This is a genomic window from Psychrobacter pocilloporae (assembly GCF_029872915.1).
Classification (GTDB): Bacteria; Pseudomonadota; Gammaproteobacteria; order Pseudomonadales; family Moraxellaceae; genus Psychrobacter; species Psychrobacter pacificensis.
Genome location: NZ_PGFT01000001.1, coordinates 3,058,714 through 3,072,783, shown reverse-complemented (window position 1 = coordinate 3,072,783; position 14,070 = coordinate 3,058,714). Strand labels below are relative to the sequence as shown.

13 protein-coding genes, 1 tRNA gene and 1 pseudogene are annotated in these 14,070 nt (G+C 42.4%); 4 read left to right on the top strand and 11 right to left on the bottom strand.

All coding sequences use genetic code 11. From position 1 onward, the window contains the following. The 6 genes and pseudogenes from CUR83_RS13135 to CUR83_RS13110 all read right to left on the bottom strand — a co-directional run. Window positions 1-181: pseudogene (locus CUR83_RS13135) on the bottom strand (AlpA family phage regulatory protein); the annotation flags it as partial. A 168-nt stretch (window positions 182-349) separates the two neighbouring features. Then, window positions 350-1,261 (bottom strand): recombination directionality factor, encoded by a 912-nt coding sequence (locus CUR83_RS13130; RefSeq protein ID WP_284718829.1) that lies wholly within the window; start codon window positions 1,259-1,261, stop codon window positions 350-352. A 140-nt stretch (window positions 1,262-1,401) separates the two neighbouring features. After that, on the bottom strand, window positions 1,402-2,526 hold the full coding sequence (locus CUR83_RS13125; RefSeq protein WP_284718828.1) for a YqaJ viral recombinase family nuclease: 1,125 nt from the start codon (window positions 2,524-2,526) through the stop codon (window positions 1,402-1,404). 122 nt (window positions 2,527-2,648) lie between these two features. Continuing rightward, complete coding sequence (locus tag CUR83_RS13120; RefSeq protein WP_284718827.1) at window positions 2,649-3,644, bottom strand: DUF932 domain-containing protein; 996 nt, start codon at window positions 3,642-3,644, stop codon at window positions 2,649-2,651. 95 nt (window positions 3,645-3,739) lie between these two features. Further along, window positions 3,740-4,027, bottom strand: a complete 288-nt coding sequence (locus tag CUR83_RS13115; RefSeq protein ID WP_284718826.1) for a hypothetical protein — start codon at window positions 4,025-4,027, stop codon at window positions 3,740-3,742. Between the two features lie 137 nt (window positions 4,028-4,164). Continuing rightward, entirely contained in the window at window positions 4,165-5,070 is a 906-nt protein-coding gene (locus tag CUR83_RS13110; RefSeq protein ID WP_144297489.1) for a YagK/YfjJ domain-containing protein, read from the bottom strand. Between the two features lie 586 nt (window positions 5,071-5,656). Between CUR83_RS13110 and CUR83_RS13105 the strand changes: the two genes are divergently transcribed. Continuing rightward, the gene (locus CUR83_RS13105) at window positions 5,657-6,880 is read left to right on the top strand and encodes a hypothetical protein (protein WP_284718825.1); all 1,224 of its coding nucleotides are present in this window, start codon (window positions 5,657-5,659) and stop codon (window positions 6,878-6,880) included. A gap of 93 nt (window positions 6,881-6,973) precedes the next feature. Here CUR83_RS13105 and CUR83_RS13100 read toward each other — a convergent pair whose 3' ends face one another. Both CUR83_RS13100 and CUR83_RS13095 read right to left on the bottom strand, forming a co-directional pair. Next, window positions 6,974-8,329 carry a tyrosine-type recombinase/integrase gene (locus CUR83_RS13100; protein ID WP_284718824.1) on the bottom strand — a complete coding sequence of 452 codons (1,356 nt, stop codon included), beginning with the start codon at window positions 8,327-8,329 and terminating at the stop codon, window positions 6,974-6,976. A 283-nt stretch (window positions 8,330-8,612) separates the two neighbouring features. Beyond that, window positions 8,613-8,703 (bottom strand) — tRNA-Ser (locus CUR83_RS13095). A gap of 186 nt (window positions 8,704-8,889) precedes the next feature. On the opposite strand from CUR83_RS13095, the gene CUR83_RS13090 reads away from it, so the two are divergent. The 3 genes from CUR83_RS13090 to CUR83_RS13080 all read left to right on the top strand — a co-directional run bounded on the left by CUR83_RS13090 (window position 8,890) and on the right by CUR83_RS13080 (window position 10,686). Beyond that, window positions 8,890-9,726 (top strand): DNA/RNA non-specific endonuclease, encoded by an 837-nt coding sequence (locus tag CUR83_RS13090; protein ID WP_227674111.1) that lies wholly within the window; start codon window positions 8,890-8,892, stop codon window positions 9,724-9,726. Window positions 9,727-9,778: 52 nt separating this feature from the next. Then, window positions 9,779-10,042, top strand: a complete 264-nt coding sequence (locus tag CUR83_RS13085) for a hypothetical protein (RefSeq protein ID WP_093070137.1) — start codon at window positions 9,779-9,781, stop codon at window positions 10,040-10,042. Window positions 10,043-10,302: 260 nt separating this feature from the next. Further along, complete coding sequence (locus CUR83_RS13080) at window positions 10,303-10,686, top strand: DUF2147 domain-containing protein (RefSeq protein WP_058023491.1); 384 nt, start codon at window positions 10,303-10,305, stop codon at window positions 10,684-10,686. Between the two features lie 196 nt (window positions 10,687-10,882). Here CUR83_RS13080 and CUR83_RS13075 read toward each other — a convergent pair whose 3' ends face one another. From CUR83_RS13075 to CUR83_RS13065, 3 genes are all read right to left on the bottom strand, one after another. Next, window positions 10,883-12,145 carry an ammonium transporter gene (locus tag CUR83_RS13075; RefSeq protein ID WP_093070140.1) on the bottom strand — a complete coding sequence of 421 codons (1,263 nt, stop codon included), beginning with the start codon at window positions 12,143-12,145 and terminating at the stop codon, window positions 10,883-10,885. Window positions 12,146-12,251: 106 nt separating this feature from the next. Next, window positions 12,252-12,590 (bottom strand): P-II family nitrogen regulator, encoded by a 339-nt coding sequence (locus CUR83_RS13070; protein ID WP_010197981.1) that lies wholly within the window; start codon window positions 12,588-12,590, stop codon window positions 12,252-12,254. A 462-nt stretch (window positions 12,591-13,052) separates the two neighbouring features. Beyond that, window positions 13,053-13,907 (bottom strand): universal stress protein, encoded by an 855-nt coding sequence (locus tag CUR83_RS13065; RefSeq protein ID WP_093070142.1) that lies wholly within the window; start codon window positions 13,905-13,907, stop codon window positions 13,053-13,055. Window positions 13,908-14,070 lie beyond the last annotated feature (163 nt).

Below are 14,070 nucleotides of genomic sequence, written 5' to 3'. Positions count from 1 at the left end.
GCTTAACCTGAACGGGGAAGGTGGGATCGTGACGGTCTGATCTTTTATCGAGCATGTCGTAAATCGTAGTGCTGCTAAGCCCTGTATAATGTACGACTTGCTTTAGCGGTAGCATGCGAGGTATTTGCGGCATGCTTCGTGTTGATACGTTTTGTTGAGTGCCTGTGTTTAAAATTTCCATGAATATCTCCTTATTAGTTAATGAGAGCGTCATCTCTCATACAGTGAGGGAGTCCCATATTTTTTTACGGCATCCTATACAGTCCGTTCTCTAGTCTTGGGTTGAAGTAATAAAAAAGGAGCAGAATGAATCCGCTCCTTTTTATGTCACCTATCTGCTTTGAATGCGTTAGCTCACCGCTGTAACACTTTGCCGTAATCCTTGCTCAATGCTAGTCACGTTATGAGTCGCTAACCTGTTTTGATAATTCCCTTGCTGAACACTACTGACATCATCAGTCTCTACTGGATAAAATTCTTCGACCACATCAAGTAGACTATCGCTATCAATCTCAAAGCACGAATTCACATAGCCAAGCTTCGCGGCTTCCTCTAATGCCGCTTGATCAAAGCCGTGTTCACTCAGTTCATTATCAATCGCTCTGGCATGTTGTACTGCATCTTTAAGTGTCACACCATCACGCAAGGTTAAATCCACAAAGTAAATCGGCGTTCGATAGCTTTGCGTCGTGCTTTTACCTCGTAGGGTTAGTTGCAGTGGCAAACAGGACAGCTTATTGCCTGATACTGCTGCAAAATAGCTCAGCCGTGCTGCAAGCGTTCTAATGCTATTAAAGCCTGTGGTGCGAAAGATAAACGTACCAAGCTCATCGTCTTCACTGAGATTAACGTACAAGCGACCATATGGCTTACACGCGCCACCTTGCGCGAGTGGACAGCGATCAGGGGATGGACAAGGCAGTTGCTCTACACCCTTGCTTGTGCGCCGCTGACAGCTCTCACCGTCACCTACGCATAGCGGTCTGCCCGTTTGCCGATCAAATAGCGTGTACTCAGCTCGTAGGTTTAGTGTCGGATCGTTAAACAACATACGTACGGGAATATGTCTGAGCTTACCGTCATTATTTGCACGTAGCTTTTCGTCTAGTGGATGATTGATCCAGCCGTCTTTATTTTGAACTTGGCTGGTGATGGTGAATTGATCGTCTTTAGCAGGAAGACGTTTGCCGTCTTTTTGAATGACACGTCCAATGCTGATACGGCCAAGTACGGGCGGGGTTATGGTGAGACCTTTAATCATGGTGATATTCCTTATAGGTTTAATAAATTGTGTTTGCCCATAAAAAAGCCCAGCTTTGATGGCTGGGCGGTTATGTGTTTACTTCGATTGATTGGCTTTGATTGTTTGATGAATATATTGATAGTTAAGAGATAGATAGCTTAATCGTTTAAGATGACAAAGCGGCGACTACCTTGCTTAGTTTTACTAAACTTCGCTAGTAGCTCAGGATGCGCTTTGATAACCGCTTTGCTATCAAGACCGACACTGTCTTTCGAGCGTTTCCATGAAATAGCCCCTTTTTCAAACACAGCGACTTCATTATCGGCAATCAGTGTTTGCAGCTGATGCTTAACTTGATTATGACGCTGCTCTAACTCTTGCATATAGTCACGGTAGCTCAGTAACTGCTCAAATAGTTTGTTGGCTCCGTCGTCATCTCGCAGGTCGACCTTGCTTGACGGCTGAGGCGCTGGATAAAGCTGCTTTAATGCTCGAGCTGCAGATTCTGAATGATCAGGGGTTGGCGGGGTGTCGGTCTGCACGTATTGCCAGAACAAACGCTCATGCTCGATGATGCTTGCGATCAACTTTTCATCGCGCTCAACCTTATAAATCTTAGCCTCGTGACCACAAAGCAGCACGCAGATGTGCGCTGCCTGCTTACCCGTCACCGCCAGCTGATGCTGAACTTGGCAGGTGACATAGAGCGGAACACCATCCTTCCAAAGTTTGGCACCATGTTCACCAGCGGTTTTGCACTCTAAGATTTGTACCTCCTCACTACCAGTAATGGCATAGTCTAAATTTGCTAGCATGAATGGCTGCTCAGGATGTTGCAAGATAGCGTTCACACGCCTTACCTTATTGCCTGTATGTTCTTGATAGTATTTAGCCACCATTGGCTCTAGCGTGTTACCCCAGTAAAGAGGTGAGTAGCCCTCTAAGCTTTCATCGATGCTTGATTCCATGCGTCCTGTCTTAATCATCCATAGCTCAAGCATCGATAGATACGGATGGATACCACAAGCGGCAGCAGCGTCACTACTGCCGATACCTTGCTTGCGAACAGCTAGCCACTCTTCACGACTTAAGTTTTTGGTGTTGACCAAACGCTTAGCCGTGCTTGATTGATTAGCAGATGGCTTAACCGCTTTATTATCTACTTTAGGCGTTGGCAACTCTTCGCTATTGTGCCGAGCTTTGATTGAAGCCTTACTCTTAACGGTTACACGCTTAGCTCTTGGCTGAATGATTGTTGTATTGTTTAATGCGATCATGTTCATGATGAACTCCTTCGTTAGATTTATTATTCATAAGTAATACGGTACTTTGTTTGATTAGCGGCATAAAAAAACCACGCTCAAAGGCGTGGTTGATTCATTGAGTAAACAAAGTCATTAAGAGATTAAGCAATTAAGCGCAGCGCTTCATCTAAGCTTTTATCTTTAAGTTTAGCCCCTGCACCGAACCAAGCTGAGTCTAAGCGATGATCCCTCGACATAGCACGGCGTTCATGATCGACAAACTCTGTCATCGCAGACAGCAGGCCATAAGCAGTATCTTTGGCAGAGTCTAAATCTGCACCGCGACCTTGTCCATTGAACATAGTCATCACTTGATTCATAGCGCGAGCATTCGGAACCGCTTCTTTCTCCTTCTTAGCGGTATTAAACAGAATAAGGCCATCGTCTTTGACATCGTTAAACACCCGGTTTAAATAATTGGCCGCTTCTGCTTGGGTCACTCGTCTGTTGGTTAGCTGCTTCATCTCATAATTAAACGCATCCCACTGACTGACAGATACGCCTAGTTGCCGTTTGACCTTATCAGCATCAAAGTTAGTGCTATGCGGTACTTTTACAACGCCGCCGCTGCCATCAGCCAAGCTGATCGCTAAAGTGTTATTACACACCACGCGAATATTGGTGAACTGCGCTGTGGTCGCAAGCGTCCCATCACAAGCGGTTGCTAGAAGTAGATAGCCATGACTGACATCACCACCTCGTAGTGTTGCTGATTGACCAGTACGAGCGAGTGCCCAGAACTTACGACCGCCTTTAAGCACTCCTGCTGTTTCTAGCTCAAAGTCAGCTTGTTCGGTGAGATCCCGATAAAACTCTAGAATCTCACTCGGTTGTACTTCTTGGTAGCGTTGACTGACCACTGACAACGGCTCCAAGTTATCACTGCGATACAGCACCTTATTGCTATCAAAAGGCATGATCAGGTTTTGGCCTTTATCATTGGTTGCCATGTAGCTGACGTCTGAGGACTCAATACGCCAATCCATACCTGCCTCACGGGCCCAGACTTCAATAGGCTGCTTGGGGGATAACTCTTGCCCTAGTCCATGCCAGGGGGTGTCACCGACGTACGCCATAGATTCGAGTAAATGTGCCATAAGAATATTTCCTTTTATTGTTGAATAAAATAAGTGGTTTGACTGATTTCATGCTTTGCTACATGAGTCATTGAAGGTTTCAATAAATGAGCATGTCAGACGCTAAAGGTATGCTGACAGGTACGGCATAAATAGCGAGGCAGGATAGCCGCTCTAATGAGTGGAGGCTGCATTAGTCTTTGTTGTGCCAGATTAATGACGGTGGCAAGGGCGCTGCCTGCGACCATGCCAATCACAGGATTGATCTTATAGTACTTGCAGACGCTCACGCTAAGACTGACTAACAGCTTTGGTGAGAGCACATGCTCTGAAATGCTTTGCATACTGGTATCTATATTTTCGATGACATGAGAAGAGTGACAATTGGGACAGATGGGTTTCATAGGATCTCCTTGATAATGAGGCATAAAAAGGCCTGCTATAAAGCAGGCCTTGATGATGCGTTTAGGGTTAGATTGATAAGGCAACGATGACATCGATGCTCATCTCATGGAAATACTATATATCTGAAATTATTTTGCTATGAGATTATGCCTCTACGTTTTGGGGTTCTATAAATACCGTGACCAAAGGTGCGCATGTTTGGCACCCACAATTTAAGCTGCTGCTCATGCTTGCTTGGTTTGGTTAGGTATAAAGCTGACGTTACCGCGTTTTCAACTTTCTTAGCATTATCACGATAGATCATGCCAATACCCAATTTGCCATTTTTCTCATACTTCTGCTTAGTCTCTGTATCGTGATAGTTATAGTACTCACCTAAACCACCTGTCATCATTTTCCATTTTTCACCTACCTCTTTTGCTAGATACCAGTCATTTTGTCTTTCTGAGCCATCGTATATTAGGAGTAAATGACAGTGCAGTCCGCCCTCAATACCACCTTGTTCAAGAGCCCATGCATAGCCTTGCAGATGCTCAAAGCATGTTTTCTTATTACCGATAAGATCTCTAAATTTTCTCATGTGACAGTCAAAATCTTCAATAGATACATGGTGGCTGGTTTCTTTTACGTATTTTAGGTCGATACGGATAAAGAGCAGTCGTGAGTAATGATTAATCAGGCTGTGTACATAGTTCTTTAATTCCCTTTTATTGTACGATTCTTGATAAATGAACGCCTGACGTTCATTCTCAATATCATTTTTATAGCATGACAGTATGTTGATAAAACGCTTTGTTTTATCATGATCCCAAATCACATTTTCTGGATAGGTATCACCAACGATCGCTTGAGTGCTACTAAAAAATGCTAAGACTGGCTGTGTATAAAATAACTCAGTATTGAGATGATTCATGAACGGGTAATACAACCCGTTCAGTTTATCCATAGTCTCATTAAAGCTGATGGTGTTCGCCAGTATGTCCGTAACCAGACTGTGAACATTAGCGACAACTAGAGGTTGATTAAGATGTGAATACGGCATGGTAGTGCTCCTATGAAGTTGGTTTCATAGGGTAAGGTCAGTCTGTATTTTTATAATATTAACTGCTGAGAGTTGCGCTCTCAGCACTAGAATAAATGATAATGGCATTATTAATAATATAAATAACCCACTAAGGATGAGCTGCCAAAGAGCAGCTTTTTGCTTGTGTGCTTGATGTTTTTTTATCGGAGCAGATGCAGTATTGCTGTCTGCGTTAGAGTTCCGATTAGGATGGAGTTAGCTGACTGGGGTTGTCAAAACGTATCATATATTGTTCTTGCTTAGTGGAGCCCATCCCGCTTAGTGATGAAATCATCCATTCAAGGGCACGCAGATAGTACCTAAACGAAGCATTTATATTAGGCCGAAATCACTCACACTTATTGCTAGAACGAAACTTATATACAAGGTATAGTCAAAGCAGAAAGATGAAAGAATAAATTCAGTCTATTTTAAGCTAAAAAACGGTGTAAGACTGCTCACGCCTCTATATTAGGGAGTTCTTATGTAGTAAATACATACTTTTTTCCTACTAAAATAGACTATTAACCCACTTTTTAAGAGTTTTTTTGAAGGAAATCTGGCTATGATATACGCTAATAATTCGAATTATAATGATGGAAACTCGGCTCATAATTATGATCGATTGAACGACAATTACGAAATCCCGGTTGAAAAAAGTGGATGTGCTTCTATGGCTTTAACAGCTACATCTGATAATAATGGGGCTGTAGTAGAAGGCGATAATCAGCCATCTACTAGTTTAAATCAAGAAGTGCTAAATCAAGCTAATGCATATCATCAGGCTCAGCAATATAAATTTAGTACTGACTTGTATTTTTACCATGCAAAGCAAAACTGGAAAAACCATGAGGATTTTTATAAAACGATTGGAAGTTTTAATGAGGAGGATTGCAAGAGCTTGGTATTTGCGCACAATGTATATTTGGGAAATTTATCAGCTAATATCGAATTTGATAAGGGAGCGTTCAAATCCACTTTGATCAGCATATTCAAGTCTCAGCCATATCCAATTCCATACTTTCACGAGCTAATGCGATTTAAAATTAACAACCAGCTGCCAGATAGCTCATTGAACTGGATAAAAGGTGATCTTCGTAGCGCCCTGCACATCGCTTATTTAGTTCAAGGGTTTTTTTACAATAAAACTATGGTTGGAGGTACTGAGTTAATTTCTCATATTTCGAATTATTTAAAATATGAGATTATGCATTTCAACTACACTCCACTCACCCTTCCGTATTATGCAAATTATGTAGTCGAAAACAATCTTCCGTTAATATGGCGTATAGAAACTATTAAATCTGTATATTTTAGAAATCGTACTGATAGAGAAATTAAGTGGCTCAAGGGTGATGATAGTGATCAAATTGAATGGGCTTATAATTATCTAAGCTCAGACAAGAGAGATCACCTTATACTTCAGGATATCTTCATACCCTCCTCTATAGAGGACAAGTATAATTTAATCTTAGCGAGTCTTGATGTCCTATCAAATGCAAAATACACATATGAGACTCTTACTAAAAATATAGATATGAGCGACCCTACAGTTGATCTTGAGTCAATATCTGAAATATCATATAGAGCCAAAATTATAGAGAACATGAAAGACGCATGGGCTAAATTCTCAACGAGCAACAAAAATGAAGATTTAAGTGAAGTCAAGATATATAAGAAAAATCAAGATCAATTGGACTCTATCATGAAAGCTAAAGGAACGACTGCCAACAAGGTTATAAGTCAAATCATTGAAAATGAATATAAAAAAGTTTTCAACAAAAACTAGGTGGTTTAGTAGGGAAAGCCACTCGATTTGATGTAATTATTAAGTGTTTGATCTAATGTTTTGAATGGCTAACTTTATAAAAAAATTATCAAATTATTCTAATAGCTCCTGCAACTCTACTTTCGTCATACCCTTATTAATAAGCGCTTGAATAAGGTGTTGTTTATCAATTGCTTCAAGGCCATCAGCTTGATAACTACCTAACGACCTCTCAATTTGCTGCCTTGCTGTTTGAAAGTCTACTACCTTACCTTTGTCTCGGAGCAGATCTAAAAAGTCCGCCCAGACCTGCATGATCTTACGCCGTTCTTCTAAGTGCTGCGCGTGGTTATAAACCGCGCGAATGCTGCTTTTTTTATCATGCGCCATCTGCTTTTCGATCGCATCGCCCATATAGCCAAGCTCGTTTAGGTTGGTAGAGGCGATGTGACGAAAGCCGTGACCTGTCTGTTTGCCTGCGTAACCCAAGATATCGAGCGCATTATTGATAAACTCTTCACTATACGGCTGATGCATACCCGTGTGGTAAAACACATATTCATATTTCCCTGTGATTGCTTTCATCTCTTCTAATACTGCCAGCATTTGATCTGATAGCGGTACGACATGCTTACGCGCAATTTTAAGGTTATCAATATCAACACGCCATAAGCGATTGGCAAAATCGATATGACTCCACTTCATCATACGCAGCTCGATGGTACGACAGAATGAATATGCTAAGAATTTCATACCTAATCGGGTTTGGTCGTGACCATGATAGCCTTCGATAGCTTGGAGTAGGGCAGGCAGCTCATTGATATCTACATGCTTCATGTGCTGACTTTTGGCTTTAGGATAGAGTGCTTTTAGATCATCGATTGGGTTTTGGTCGATGATGCGTTCGCGTTTGGCACGTCTTAAAACATTAGCAACCAGATCAATAGTGCGTCTAGTCACCTCACGTGGCGGCTCACCTTTTGTGTTCACACGCGTTTCGATCTCATCTGCCATCGATCGACAATCCTCAAAGCTTACATCTTTTAGTGCAATGCCTTCAAAATGAGGCAATACGTCTTTATGCATCCGGTTATAGTCTTGCTGATAGGTACGCGGCTTAACGTTGCGCTTGCGCTCAGCGAGCCAGTCTAAGGCGTAGTTATTGAACTTTTGCGCGTGGATGTTAGCAAGCTTGTCTTGACGCTTTTTATTTTTTGGGTCGATACCATCAGCGAGCAGCGCTTTAATGTCAGTATTGGCTTGTCTAGCTTCAGCAAGCGACATGATGGGGTAAGTACCGAGTGTGAGGCGTGTCTGCTTACTATCAAAGCGATAGGCGCTTATCCATGTCTTTGTGCCAGTATTGCGTACTAATAGCTGTAAGCCTTGCTGATCACTGTATTTGTCAGGACGTGAAGGTGTGCATTTCTCACTAGGTTTAAGCTTGCGGATCTTACTATCGCTTAGCATGTTGGTCTATTCCCTATGGCTTAAAGCTATATGAATCAAGAAATACAACAAGTACGTTGGTCTAATGCTGAATCATAAAGCCTAAATGTTGGTCTTTTTGAGGTCTAATGAAATAATAGACCAACGAATAGACCAACACAAGCCGCGGGATAGGTGGGTTATGTTCGGATAGATTGGGAAAGTAGTAGGCATAAAAAAAACGCTAGAAGCGTTATTTATAAAGGGCTGCAAAGGTATATGGGAGCGTTTGGGACAAGGTGGGAAAAGTAGGATATTATAAGATTGGCGGTGAAGGAGGGATTCGAACCCTCGATACGCGATTAACGTATACACACTTTCCAGGCGTGCGGTTTCAGCCACTCACCCACTTCACCGTTTTTTGAACGCCTAAGTATAGCGGATACCATTTAAAATGTCACGACTTGCGCGCTATCTTTCTTTATTGCTAACTGCCTGCTAGGATAGCAGATACGCAATGATGAGTATAAATGGTTGAAGATTGAATGATAAGTTTCCGTGAGCGCACATATGGAGTTAAACACAGCATACTAATGACTGTCATGACAGTTGTAATAGGTGTTAATCAGGCACATGCTGATAATTTCACGCAGTGTAGCCAATCTTTTTATGGTGGTATCTATCCTGAATTTACCAACACCAAGCTAAGTAATAAGACACAAACACTATGCATGGATGGCTTTGCCGTTATGTACTCTGGTGTATCACGGACACCGCTGTGGTCAGCAGAACATCTAGATCGTGCGCGTCTGCAGCAAGCCAAACAGATCGACCGTGAAGACAGTTTTCACGAAGAAAGCAAGCTCCCAGAAACAGCACGCGCGTCATTGTCTGACTATTCAGGTTCTGGTTATGATCGCGGACACCTAGCACCAAATGCCAATATGGCAACGCGCAGCCAGCAATATGATAGTTTTAGTCTGGCCAATATCGCGCCGCAGTCGCCGCGCAATAATCGTTATATTTGGCGTAATATTGAGTCTGCTACTCGCTATTTGACCCAGCAATACGGTGAGGTTTATACCATTACTGGCGTCGCATTTACCAATAAAAAGACCAAGCAGCTTGCCAATCGTGTGCTTGTACCCAGCCATTTTTTCAAAGCAGTGTATATACCCGCGACCAATCAGGCAGGGGTATATTACGCACCAAATGACGAATCTGAACGCATTGATGTTATTAGTATCGATGAGCTGACCGCTGAAACCGGTATCGATGTCTTGCCGATGTTGGACATTCAAACCAAGCGAGAAGCATTGGATTTGCCATTGAAGGCAGGTGAGAGTTCAGACACAACTGATGCGTCAGCTCAGGAGCCGGATTGGATGCTATTCGTCTGGGCTATTTTGGAGTGGTTACTTGCGCAGTTAAAGGCATAGAGCAAAACGTAGAATACTTTTTGAGTTTTAAATACACCATAAGGATACACACATGATTGACCCATTCGCCAATGATCACCAAAGCATGCAGGTTGGTGATCTTGTTATTGAAAACCAAAAGGACAAAATCATCATCTATGGTGATATTGACCTGACTTTGGATGCATCCGGATATGAACACGCTCAGCAATTGCATGAGCTAATGAGTCGGGTCATAAACATATTTGAAAGTAAAAACCTTTATAATAATAATGATGATAAGTCAAAGGAAAATGATGACCAATTGGGCAAAGATATCGACAATCCCTTCTTGTAAGTCTTTGATATGGTTTTATTTTATAGAAATAATAAAGTATAAAAAAATTACTAGGCAAAGTCGGAAAATTGATTATAATGAGTCAAGACATCGCTTATGTCGCTCAAAATCTTTGACAAAGAGTTATGAGCAATATCGATAACCTACGCTTTATAAGTAGGGAATCGCAAAGCTTGTAATAAAAGATTCTAGCAAAGGATAAGCATAGGAGATCAGAAACATAATGTTTCGAGCAATCATTGTATGAAGGGAGTCAATCTATGAAGTTATTTACAAAAACCACGTTAGCCGTTGCTGGTATTGGTATTGCTAGTATGGCATTTGCTGCTGACCCATTAGCCAATACGACTTGGCAGACATATGATGAAGGCAAGCCAAAAGGTACGGTAAAAATTACTGAGTCAAATGGGGTACTGACAGGTACGCTTATTGCTACTAACTCAGCCAAAGGCAAAAAGCATATAGGCACGACCATTATTAGAGGTCTAAAATCTGATGGTGGCGGTAAATACAGCGGTGGTACGATTACTGATCCTGAAAAAGGCAAAGATTATCGTATGACGGCAAATCTAAGTGGTAATACTTTGAAGCTAAGAGGCTATATTGGTCCATTCTCTCGTAGCCAAGAGTGGAAAAAGAAATAAGTCGATCAAGTAGTTTTTTATCAGATCTGTACTTAATAGATAAAATCCCGCACTACCGAAAGGTACTGCGGGATTTTTTATGTTTTACATTTTATTGTGTCAGTAAGGGGAGGTTACTCAATAAAATAATAAACGCTGACACTACGGTAAGTAGTATCAGCGTATCGAACGATAGGGTTTAGACTATTAAGAGGTCTTATCTGATAAATTCTGGATAAGCTTCCATACCACACTCTGCAATATCAGCACCTTCATATTCATCCTCTTCAGAGATACGGATACCGATGACAGCTTTGATGATGACCCAAACGATGAAGCTTGCAACAAATACCCAAACAAAGATGGTCGCAGCGCCTGCAATCTGACCGATGAAGGTAGATGCTGGGTTGGTAATTGGTACGATTAGTAGACCAAACAGACCAACCACGCCATGAACTGAGATTGCACCCACTGGATCATCAATTTTGATTTTATCTAACGCTAAGATTGATAATACGACGATGACACCAGCGGCAACACCGAAAAGAGTGGCTTGTAGCGCAGAAGGGGTTGATGGCTCTGCAGTAATGGCGACTAGGCCGGCTAATGCACCGTTTAGGAGCATGGTTAGATCCGCTTTACCAAAGATGATACGAGCGATTATCAGAGCACCCACAGCACCGCCAGCAGCAGCAGCATTGGTGTTCAAGAATACCATGGCAACAGAGTTGGCACTGGCGATATCGCCAAGCTTGAGTACTGAACCACCGTTGAAACCGAACCAACCCATCCATAGGATCAATGTACCAAGCGCCGCAAGTGGAAGATTGGCGCCAGGAATCGCACGTATCTCACCTTTAGGACCGTATTTACCTTTACGGGGTCCTAGGAGTAATACACCTGCTAGAGCAGCAGCAGCGCCCGCCATATGGACGATACCAGAGCCTGCAAAGTCAGAGAAACCCATGTCACCTAGGTTAAATAACCCAAAGACATCGTTGCCGCCCCAAGTCCAACTGCCTTCTAATGGATAGATAACACCAGTCATGACAACAGCAAATAATAAGAAAGCCCATAGCTTCATACGCTCAGCAACAGCACCTGAAACGATTGACATACAAGTCGCTACAAAGACTACTTGGAAGAAAAAATCTGAGGCTGCAGAGTAGACAGAGTCACCACTAAAGCCATTTTCGGCAGAGGCTGCTAACGCGTCTTCTACCAAGGTGTCGCCGCCTGCAATTCCGCTCAAGAACAGATCGCCACCATACATAATAGCGTAGCCGCATATCATGTACATAGTACAGGCGGTCGCAAATAGCGCGACATTCTTAGTTAAGATTTCGACCGTATTTTTTGATCGGACCAATCCGGCCTCTAGCATAGTGAAGCCAGCTGCCATCCACATGACCAATGCCCCACAGATCAAAAAGTAAAACGTATCGAGCGCATACTGGAGCTCAAAGATTTGACTTTCCATTTAAATTCCCCTTGAATTTACAATATAGATATCGGTATGACCGATAGATAAAAATGCAGTAAGAGCCTTTCTCTATAAATCGATGTTTATAGATATGGCCTCAAATCTAGATAGCATCAGGTCCGGTTTCGCCCGTACGGATACGAATGACTTGCTCAAGCGCAGTGACGAAGATTTTGCCGTCACCAATCTTGCCAGTGCTAGCGATACGAGTGATTGCTTCAATAGCAGGTTCGACCATCTCGTCGATCACAGCGACTTCGACTTTTACCTTAGGTAAAAAGTCCACCACGTATTCTGCGCCGCGATAGAGCTCTGTGTGACCTTTTTGACGACCGAAACCTTTGACTTCAGTGACGGTAACACCTTTAACACCGATGTCAGAAAGCGCTTCACGCACATCGTCGAGCTTAAACGGTTTTAAGATCGCAGTGATTAGCTTCATAAAAAATTCCTTATTTGTGTGATGCCGCAGATTGATAGAGGCATTATGGTGCATCGTCGTATCTCTGCTTTGCTTACGATAAGTTATTCAAGAACTGTGCCAACCTACTCAAGGGGGAGGTAGAATTGGGTTTATTTATTCAAAAATAACCGCGGTTGCAACAGAGTATATGGGTGACGATGTAATGATGAGAGCCATCATTATAAACATAGTAAAAGCGAATCAACCTTTAGCGTTTGGTTAATGAAAACTTTATTATAACCAACTTTGTAGGTGCTTGGGGAGGCTATCCCTCTATTTCATGTGACGATTTGCTAACTTGAGTTTAGTAATAAAATGAACGTTTGATGACAGCTGATTAAAGCTAAATAGAGGAGAGGTCGCGGTAAGCGGCAGAGACCAAAAGAGTCATTGGTGCTCTGCGCTTATATAGATAGGCTATGTGTGTAGATAAAACGATGCTTAAGCCTTAGGAAAAAGGAGGTATGGTGTTTTGGTGCTGCCTAATAACTTCTTAGTATCGCTGCCTTGTAGCAACTCACGTAAACGCGATTGGCCAAACGCGCCTGTTATGAGTAGGCCGATATCGTTTTGGTTTTGGTAGTAATTTAAAGCCGCCGCAACATCACGGCAGTCTAATAATATTTTTTTAGATTTGATACCTGCTTGCTTGAGCTTCGCGTATGCTTCACGTAGGGCGTCACAGTTATCAGAGGTTTCTTTACCGATCATGACAATATGAATGGTCAAGGCACGCACGAGCGGGGTCTTACACAACCAATTAAGTAACTTATGGCATGTTGGACTGTTGTCAAAAGCAAACAAAGCGGTAGTAGGGGGCAAAAATGGTGCATGTGTCACCAAAATGGGGCAGTGGCTGACTCTAATCAGTTGTCCTAATGTCGATTTGCACGTGACATGATGACCGATAACGATCAATTGTGCTTTGTCATCGACGTAATCGATACTCTGGTTCAGGTTTTCATGACGATGCAAGGTATAAGTTTTAAGCTTATGAGGCTTTTGCTCGCAATACGTGGTAGCTTGAGACAGTAATAGTCTGCCCTGTGCTTTTAGTTCACAGTTGCCCAAATGCTCTTTGGTTGTGAACTGCTCAAGCAAGGCATTTTCATCATCGATATTGAGACAACCAGAATAATTGATTGCAGCTTTTTGCTGTAAGCTTGGGACTGAATGTAGCAGTCCTACAGGCGCGCGCAAGCGAATAGAAGCCCACATGCTGGCCTCTAATACAGCTTGAACATGATCAGGACAGTCCAAGCAAGCAATGACACTATCTGGTTTTAAGTTACTCATAAAACGGCCACATCATTCTAATCATCAAAATCAGCCACTCAGCGTAGGGCTAAGGCATCACGTACATACCCAACTCTTTTGACCAACGCAGCTGTCTATTTATCCATCGATTCACAAAACCTTGCCATACAACCTTGCCATACATCAATGACAAGTTAGACGT

Bases quoted from the DNA above. Each gene is read 5' to 3' on its own strand.
- CUR83_RS13130 (WP_284718829.1), bottom strand. From the start codon at position 1,261: ATGATTAAAGGTCTCACCATAACCCCGCCCGTACTTGGCCGTATCAGC.
- CUR83_RS13125 (WP_284718828.1), bottom strand. From the start codon at position 2,526: ATGAACATGATCGCATTAAACAATACAACAATCATTCAGCCAAGAGCT.
- CUR83_RS13120 (WP_284718827.1), bottom strand. From the start codon at position 3,644: ATGGCACATTTACTCGAATCTATGGCGTACGTCGGTGACACCCCCTGG.
- CUR83_RS13115 (WP_284718826.1), bottom strand. From the start codon at position 4,027: ATGAAACCCATCTGTCCCAATTGTCACTCTTCTCATGTCATCGAAAAT.
- CUR83_RS13110 (WP_144297489.1), bottom strand. From the start codon at position 5,070: ATGCCGTATTCACATCTTAATCAACCTCTAGTTGTCGCTAATGTTCAC.
- CUR83_RS13105 (WP_284718825.1), top strand. From the start codon at position 5,657: ATGATATACGCTAATAATTCGAATTATAATGATGGAAACTCGGCTCAT.
- CUR83_RS13100 (WP_284718824.1), bottom strand. From the start codon at position 8,329: ATGCTAAGCGATAGTAAGATCCGCAAGCTTAAACCTAGTGAGAAATGC.
- CUR83_RS13090 (WP_227674111.1), top strand. From the start codon at position 8,890: ATGACAGTTGTAATAGGTGTTAATCAGGCACATGCTGATAATTTCACG.
- CUR83_RS13085 (WP_093070137.1), top strand. From the start codon at position 9,779: ATGATTGACCCATTCGCCAATGATCACCAAAGCATGCAGGTTGGTGAT.
- CUR83_RS13080 (WP_058023491.1), top strand. From the start codon at position 10,303: ATGAAGTTATTTACAAAAACCACGTTAGCCGTTGCTGGTATTGGTATT.
- CUR83_RS13075 (WP_093070140.1), bottom strand. From the start codon at position 12,145: ATGGAAAGTCAAATCTTTGAGCTCCAGTATGCGCTCGATACGTTTTAC.
- CUR83_RS13070 (WP_010197981.1), bottom strand. From the start codon at position 12,590: ATGAAGCTAATCACTGCGATCTTAAAACCGTTTAAGCTCGACGATGTG.
- CUR83_RS13065 (WP_093070142.1), bottom strand. From the start codon at position 13,907: ATGAGTAACTTAAAACCAGATAGTGTCATTGCTTGCTTGGACTGTCCT.